This window comes from Streptococcus sp. DD11 (assembly GCF_001578865.1).
GTDB classification, from domain to species: Bacteria; Bacillota; Bacilli; order Lactobacillales; family Streptococcaceae; genus Streptococcus; species Streptococcus panodentis.
The window spans coordinates 160915-168138 of record NZ_KQ969396.1 but is presented as its reverse complement, the minus strand read 5'-3'; the positions used below and the strand labels follow the sequence as shown (position 1 = coordinate 168138).

The 7224-nt window shown below is 50.9% G+C and carries 7 protein-coding genes; 4 read left to right on the top strand and 3 right to left on the bottom strand.

Annotation, left to right across the window (positions count from 1 at the left end):
- Positions 1-143: 143 nt before the first annotated feature.
- From STRDD11_RS10180 to STRDD11_RS10170, 3 genes are read left to right on the top strand one after another with little or no spacing between them, the layout of a single operon-like run.
- Positions 144-641, top strand: a complete 498-nt coding sequence (locus tag STRDD11_RS10180) for a GAF domain-containing protein (protein WP_128837207.1) — start codon at positions 144-146, stop codon at positions 639-641.
- The gene (gene dnaX / locus STRDD11_RS10175) at positions 641-2311 is read left to right on the top strand and encodes a DNA polymerase III subunit gamma/tau (RefSeq protein ID WP_128837206.1); all 1671 of its coding nucleotides are present in this window, start codon (positions 641-643) and stop codon (positions 2309-2311) included. Before STRDD11_RS10180 ends, dnaX begins: the two co-directional genes overlap by 1 nt.
- A 38-nt stretch (positions 2312-2349) precedes the next feature.
- Positions 2350-2541, top strand: a complete 192-nt coding sequence (locus tag STRDD11_RS10170; protein WP_128837205.1) for a DUF3272 family protein — start codon at positions 2350-2352, stop codon at positions 2539-2541.
- 237 nt (positions 2542-2778) lie between these two features.
- Here the strand turns inward: STRDD11_RS10170 and birA are convergent, their stop codons facing one another.
- The 3 genes from birA to STRDD11_RS10155 all read right to left on the bottom strand — a co-directional run bounded on the left by birA (position 2779) and on the right by STRDD11_RS10155 (position 5669).
- A complete protein-coding gene (gene birA / locus STRDD11_RS10165) occupies positions 2779-3714 on the bottom strand; it encodes a bifunctional biotin--[acetyl-CoA-carboxylase] ligase/biotin operon repressor BirA (RefSeq protein WP_128837204.1) in 936 nt (311 codons plus the stop codon).
- A gap of 13 nt (positions 3715-3727) precedes the next feature.
- On the bottom strand, positions 3728-4729 hold the full coding sequence (locus STRDD11_RS10160) for a LacI family DNA-binding transcriptional regulator (protein WP_128837203.1): 1002 nt from the start codon (positions 4727-4729) through the stop codon (positions 3728-3730).
- Between the two features lie 82 nt (positions 4730-4811).
- Positions 4812-5669: an AraC family transcriptional regulator gene (locus tag STRDD11_RS10155; protein WP_164828464.1), complete on the bottom strand. Its 858-nt coding sequence runs from the start codon at positions 5667-5669 to the stop codon at positions 4812-4814.
- Positions 5670-5771: 102 nt separating this feature from the next.
- Here STRDD11_RS10155 and STRDD11_RS10150 point away from each other — a divergent pair.
- A partial coding sequence (locus STRDD11_RS10150; protein WP_128837324.1) for an alpha-galactosidase occupies positions 5772-7224 on the top strand: 1453 nt, incomplete at its 3' end.

Below are 7224 nucleotides of genomic sequence, written 5' to 3'. Positions count from 1 at the left end.
TTCCTACATTGAGGAAAACTCTGTTTTCCTCATCCCCAACCTCTCCCAGTCCCCCAGACTGGGAGAGCCTCGCGGGGTGGGACAGAACTAAATTTTTAAAAATTTAGTTCTGTCCCATCGCCTTTTTTGATATAATAGAGAGTATGAATCAATCAGAAAAAATTTCTAACTATCAGCTTTTGCTGGCCCAGCTGGAGGCGCTCTTGGACGGCGAGGACAATGTGCTTGCCAATCTGTCCAATGCTAGTGCTTTGCTTAATCATGCCCTGCCGCGTTCGGTCTTTACTGGCTTTTATCTTTTTGATGGTGCTGAGCTGGTCTTGGGGCCTTTTCAGGGCGGCGTTTCCTGTGTTCGCATCGCTTTGGGCAAGGGCGTCTGCGGGGAAGCGGCGGAGAAGCGGGCGACCTTGATCGTGGAAGATGTGACCCAGCATGCCAACTATATCGCCTGTGACAGTGCAGCCAGAAGCGAGATTGTCCTGCCTATGGTCAAAGACGGCCGGCTCTTGGGCGTGCTGGATCTGGATTCGCGGGTGGAGGCAGATTACGATGCCATTGACAAGAAATATCTGCAAGACTTTGTCCAGTTATTGCTGGAAAAGACGATTTGGAATTTTGAGATGTTTGGAGAAAAAGCCTAATGTATCAAGCTTTATATCGAAAATACCGCAGCCAGACCTTCGGTCAGCTGGTCGGTCAGCAGGTGGTCGCAACCACCCTGCGGCAGGCTGTTGAGCAGGGCAAAATCAGCCATGCCTATCTTTTTTCAGGACCCAGAGGTACCGGGAAGACCAGTGTTGCCAAAATTTTTGCCAAGGCGATGAACTGTCCCAATCAAGTAGACGGCGAGCCCTGCAATGACTGCTATATCTGTCAGGCCATTACTGAGGGCAGTCTGGAAGATGTCATCGAGATTGATGCCGCTTCCAATAACGGCGTGGATGAAATCCGCGATATTCGCGACAAATCCACCTATGCACCCAGTCTGGCCGAGCACAAGGTCTATATCATTGATGAGGTGCACATGCTCTCGACGGGGGCTTTCAATGCTTTGCTCAAGACCTTGGAGGAGCCGACGGAAAATGTGGTCTTTATCCTAGCGACGACAGAACTGCACAAGATTCCGGCTACCATCCTGTCTCGGGTCCAGCGTTTTGAGTTTAAGTCCATCAAGACCAAGGAGATTGTCGGTCATATTGAGTGGATTTTAGAGCAGGAAGGCATTGACTTTGACAAGGAAGCAGTGCAGGTGATTGCCCGCAGGGCTGAGGGCGGCATGCGGGATGCCCTGTCTATCCTGGATCAGGCCCTCAGTCTGACGCAGGACAGCCATCTGACAGCGGCTATTTCCGAAGAAATCACTGGTTCCATCAGTCTGGGAGCGCTGGACAGCTACGTGGCGGCCTTGGTGGGGCACGATACGGCAGCAGCCTTGGAAAATCTGGATATTATCTTTGACAGCGGCAAGAATATGGCCCGCTTTGTGACGGACCTCCTGCAGTATCTGAGGGATTTGCTCATCGTCCAGACAGGCGGTGAGAATACTCATGCCAGTGAGCTCTTTCTGGAAAATCTCCATACGCCTCAGGAAAGGCTGTTTGCCATGATTGAAACGGCAACGGCCAGTCTGTCAGACATCAAAAACAGCCTGCAGCCTAAGATTTATACGGAGATGATGACCATTCGTCTGGCAGAAGCAGAGGACAAAGCTGCCGCTGCAGAGATTCCGGCTAATCTGGCTGGGGAGCTGGCTGCCCTCAAAGAGGAGATTCAGGCTCTCAAAGGCCAGCTGGCAGCTGTTGGAAGCAAGCCCGCGGCTGTCAAGACTTCAGATGTTCGGCCGCAGAAGTCCAAAGCCTATCGGGCAGACCGCAGCAAGGTCAATGCTATTCTTGAAGAAGCAGTGGACAATCCCAGTCTTGCCCGCAGCAATCTGACCAAACTGCAGAATGCCTGGGGAGAGATTATTGAAAGCCTGGCAGGCGCTGATAAGGCGCTGCTGGTCGGCTCTCAGCCAGTGGCTGCTAATGAGCGTCATGCCATTTTGGCTTTTGAGTCTAACTTCAATGCTGAGCAGACCATGAAGCGGGACAATCTCAATACCATGTTTGGCAATATCCTCAGCAATGCGGCCGGCTTTTCACCGGAAATCTTGGCTATTTCTCTGGAAGAATGGACCGCAATCCGGGCAGACTTTTCCGCCCGCAGCCGCAAAGGCAAGGCAGTAGAAAGCCAAGAAAAAGAAGAAGACAGCCTGATTCCGGAAGGTTATGACTTTTTAGCAGAAAAAATCACGATTCAGGAGGACTGAACTGAGTATTTTATCAGCAATCGTGCTATAATAGAGGTATGAATAGACAACAATTTATTGTAATGGCTGTTTTTACGGCCTTAGAAACCTATTTTTTCAATGAATCTATTATGTCAGGGCACTATTTCATGGCCATTTTCTGGGCTTTTCTGGTACTGCGCAACCTGCAGGTTTCCTATGTCATGGGCCGCATTGTAGATGAAATTGACAAACATTTGGGACATAAATGACAGTGAAAAAGATGCTGGAACAAAAATCGGTCAGACGGAGTCTTCGATTTTTGTTCCAGCATCTTTTTTGTCTATGGTCGTTTGGCAGATCTTTCAGGTGCTTCGAAAATCCAGGCCAACTGTCGTTTGTTTCGACTGAACTCAGTTGAGTCCGGCCAGCCGCAGCCGCCGACGTGTCAGTTTAAATAGAAAGACTATAAGCGTGAAATAGGACTCCCTGCGAGAGCATCCTCCTTTTTACCAGCTGGTCAGGGAGATTTCGCCGCTGCTGAGCCAGATTTCCTGGCCATCAGCCAGCTGGACCAGCAGCTGGCCGCTGCTGGAGATGTCCTTGGCCAGCCCTGTGCAGTCGGTTTTCTTTTGGCTGAAAGTCACCTGCCGGCCCAGGACCAGTGAATGCTGTTTATAGAGATAAAACAGTTCTTCCGGATCGCTCTCATAGAAGCAGTTCCAAATCTCAGCAATCAGTTCATTGCGGCTGATGGGCGGCTCCTGCTCGAAGAGGGAGCCGGCTTTTTCTTTGATGTCCTCCGGAAAGTCATGGATAGAGAAGTTAAAGCCGACTCCGATGATGACATCGGTAACCAGACCGGTCTCGACTGAGGTAGTGGCCTCGGTCAGGATACCGGCAATTTTCTTATTTTTATAGTAAATATCATTGACCCATTTGATGTCCACATCGATGAGGCAGAGATTTTTGACAGCCTTGTAAACAGCCCCGGCTGTTAAAATGGTATAAGAAGGCAGCTGGTCAAAAGGCAGGTCTGGCCTGAGATGGAGGGACATGTAAAATCCGCCCTGCTTGGGGCAGAAGAAGGCCCGGCCGAAACGGCCGCGGCCGGCTGACTGAGCAGCTGCCAGATAGAGAGTATCGGCTGCAGCGCCTGCTTCGATGCCGGCCTTGGCATCCATCTGGGTGGACTGGCAGTCAGGATTGAAAGAAACGGCTATCGGTGCTTCCTGCTCAATCCACTGGGGAATGAGCAGGTCGCCTGCCTTCAGTCTGTAGCCGCGGTTTTTGACAGACTCAATCACGATGCCTTCTTTTTCTAGTGTTTGAATGGCTTTCCAGACAGAAGTCCGGGAAATGCCCAAGTCTTGGGCTATTTGCTCCCCATTGACATAATCGTCTGCCTGATGGAGGATTTGAAATAGTTTTTCATATGTTTTCATGGTTTTCCTTAACTTATCGGCTGCTTTCACGGATGGTCAGCTTGGTGCCCAGCTTGACCATATAAGGCACGGTTTCAGTCTCGCTTTTGAGCTCTTGGTCCAGAATCCTGACAGCCTGCCGGCCCATCTCTTCAGTAAAGACGGTGACAGTGCTGAGAGTGGGAAAGATATACTTGGCCAGCGAGGTGTCATTAAAGGATACGATCTGCACCTCCTGCGGGACAGAAATCCCTGCCTCCTGCAGGGCGCGAAGAGCACCGACGGCCAGGGCGTCACTGGAGATAAAGAAGGCAGGAGGCAGCTGACTTTGCTGCTCGATCAGCTCCTTCATCAGCTGGTAGCCGGATTCGGAGGAAAAGCGGCCTGCTTTGACCCAATCCGGTCTGTAAAGGCCCTTTTCGCTTAGGTAAGTGCGGAAGGTCGTCAGACGCTGGTCTGGCAGCTGGACAGTCTTATCCGCAGTCTGCTCCTGACCGGCAATCATGCCGATGCCACTGAGGTCTTGAGCGAGGAAATAATCAAGTACCTCTATGACAGAGTGCTCAAAATCCGTCGTCACACAGCTGTGGCCTTGGCTCAGCGTGTCACTGTCTACAAAGACCAGCGGCCGTCGGAACTGTTGCAGTTCGCGGATTTGCTTGGGGCTGAACTTCCCCAGAGCGGCAATGCCGTCCGCTTCTTCCAGCTGTCTCAGCGAGTCATTGTTGAAAATCCGTACAATATCATAGCCCAGCACCTGGGCTTTTTTTTCAAGGCCTAAGCGGATAGAGTGGTAGTAGAGATCGTCCAGCTCCTCCTGCTCGGAGTACCATTCGATGATGGCAATGCGCTGGGTCTGGGACCGCTGTTTCTTGCTTTTCTTTCTGAGCTTCCTGTAGTTGAGCTGCTCAGCCGTATCAAAGATTTTTTTGCGGGTTTGGTCGCTGACAGACAGGGACTGGTCATAGTTGAGAACCCGTGATACAGTAGCAGGAGAGACGCCTGCAGCCTGAGCAATATCTTTAATCGTCGTCATCTTTTTGTCCTTTTCTTGGGAATGGTCCTAATCTTATTATAACTTAAATGTTAGTAAAAAACAAAAAGTAATTTAGTAAATTTCAGCAAAGGGGCTTGTTTTCAGCTGCCTTTTCTTTTCCCCGCATCTGACTGGGGCTGCAGCTGAAGAATTTTTTAAAGGCTTTGGAGAAATAGAGGGGGTCTGAAAAGCCAACGGAATAAGCGATGAACTGAATGGGCTGGCGGGTATTTTCCAGAAGCTGCTTGGCCCGGTGCATGCGGACATGGTGCAGGTATTCCTTGGGAGAGCTTTGGTGCTGCTCCTTGAAAATGGTTGTCAGATAGCTGCGGTGGACGGACAGCTCAGTGGCGATTTCCTGAATGCTGAGCTGGGGGAGGGGATACTGGGTATCAATAATCTGCTTGCAGCTGAGATAGAGCTGGCGGCTGGGAGAGAGTTTGCTGCTGTCAGGCTTGGGGGCAATGCTCCCTAAGCAAAACATGAGCTCATAGAGCTGGCCCATGATATGGAGCTGGGCCAGCTGGCTGGACTTGGTCTGCTCTGCAAAATGGACCAGATTCTCAATGATTTTTCCTGCAGAGTCTGAACCGGCATCTTTGCCAGCGAGCAGATAGCAGTCATCTTCAATCTGAGACTGACTGAAAAAATCAAAAGCCCGGCTGCCGCTGATGCCCAGCCAGTAGTAGGACCAAGGCTCCTGACGGTCTGCCTGATAGAAGGTCAGCTCATTTGGCTTGAGAAGAAAGAAATCGCCAGCCTGCAGGTCCATGATCCTGCCTTTGTAATGGAACTGCCCCCGGCCCTGCTTGATATAGTGCAAAATATAGGTGTCCCGTATAGCCGGACCGAAGGAATAAGCGGGCTGGCAGTCTTCGTAGCCGTAGAAGCTGAGCCCCAGATCAATGCTGCCTGTCTGATATTCTGAAAAAAAGTCCATGTTTTTCCTCCTACCTAACATTTTACCATATCTTACTAACAAAATTCTATTTTAGAAAACGGTTTCATTGGGTAAAATATTAGTAAAAATGGAGGTTGAAAAATGGGCATCAAAATAGAAAATAACTTATTTTATATTAACAGCAAGGAGTCCAGTCTCATTATCGAGGAAAGAGGCGGCTATCTTTTGCTCAAACATTTGGGCCGAAAGATTGGGAGCTATCATTTTTCCAATACAGTATGTGAGCGCGACCATGCTTTTTCCGGCAATCCGACACCGGACAACCGGGCCTTTAGTCTGGATACTCAGCGGCAGATTTTCGGTCAGCACGGTCTGGGGGACTTTCGCCAGCCCTCCATCCAAATCCAAAATGGCAATAATGCAGTCACAGACTTCCGCTTTGAGGAGAGTCGGATCATCAAGGGCGGTTTTGAGCTTGAGGATCTGCCCAGTCCCCACAGCACAGAAGATGCTGAGACACTGGCCTTGGTTCTGGAGGATTCCTTTGCTCAGCTTCGTCTGACGCTCTATTTTACAGCTTTTGAGGACAGCAGTACCATAGCCAGCTACTCGTCCTTGGAAAATCTGGGCGGGCAGTCGGTCGTGCTTCACCGGGATTTGAGCTTTATGGCTGATCTGCCGGCAGGGGACTATGATGTTCTGACCTTGCAGGGATCCTATGCCCGGGAGAAAACAGTCCGCCGGCATCGGGTGGAGCAGGGGATTTTTAAGGTGAGCTCCAATCGCGGCGCATCCGGTCACGCGCAGACGCCTGCCCTTATTCTCTGCGATGCTGAAACGACTGAAAATGCCGGACAGGCTTGGGCTGTTCAGCTGCTCTACAGCGGCAACTTTCAGGCCTGGGTGCAGGAGAGCCAGCTGGGGGAGGTTCGGATAGGCCTCGGCATCAATGATGAAAATTTTGCCTGGGAACTGCCAGCCGGTCAGACTTTCTCCACGCCGGCAGCTCTGGTGACCTATTCTGGTCAGGGCTTGACCAAGCTCAGTCAGGAAAGCCAGTATTTTATACAGCATCATATCCTTCCTAAGCGTTTTGCCCGCAAAGAGCGGCCCATTCTCATCAACAACTGGGAAGCGACTTACTTTGATTTTACAAGGGAGAAGCTGCTGGATCTGGCTGAGGAGGCTCGGCAGGTCGGCCTGGAGCTTTTCGTGCTGGACGATGGCTGGTTTGGCAATCGTTTTGACGATAACCGGGCCTTGGGCGACTGGTTTGTCAATGAGAAAAAACTAGAGGGCGGCTTGGAGACATTGATTGCAGATATCCATGCTAAGGGGCTGAAGTTCGGTCTCTGGCTGGAACCAGAGATGATTTCCGTGGAGAGTCAGCTCTACAAGGCGCATCCAGACTGGGCTATTCAGGTGCCGGGCCGCGACCACACCTATTCCCGCAATCAGCTGGTACTGGATTATGCCAATCCGCAGGTAGTGGAGCACATCCAGCAGGTCTTGGATCACCTGCTCAGCCGCTATGATATTGACTACATCAAGTGGGATATGAACCGCAATATCACCAAACTGGGCAATGGTGCCA

Excerpts from the sequence above, each read along its gene's own strand:
- STRDD11_RS10155 (WP_164828464.1), bottom strand. The coding sequence starts at position 5,669 with ATGGACTTTTTTTCAGAATATCAGACAGGCAGCATTGATCTGGGGCTC.
- STRDD11_RS10160 (WP_128837203.1), bottom strand. The coding sequence starts at position 4,729 with ATGACGACGATTAAAGATATTGCTCAGGCTGCAGGCGTCTCTCCTGCT.
- STRDD11_RS10170 (WP_128837205.1), top strand. The coding sequence starts at position 2,350 with ATGAATAGACAACAATTTATTGTAATGGCTGTTTTTACGGCCTTAGAA.
- STRDD11_RS10180 (WP_128837207.1), top strand. The coding sequence starts at position 144 with ATGAATCAATCAGAAAAAATTTCTAACTATCAGCTTTTGCTGGCCCAG.
- birA (WP_128837204.1), bottom strand. The coding sequence starts at position 3,714 with ATGAAAACATATGAAAAACTATTTCAAATCCTCCATCAGGCAGACGAT.
- dnaX (WP_128837206.1), top strand. The coding sequence starts at position 641 with ATGTATCAAGCTTTATATCGAAAATACCGCAGCCAGACCTTCGGTCAG.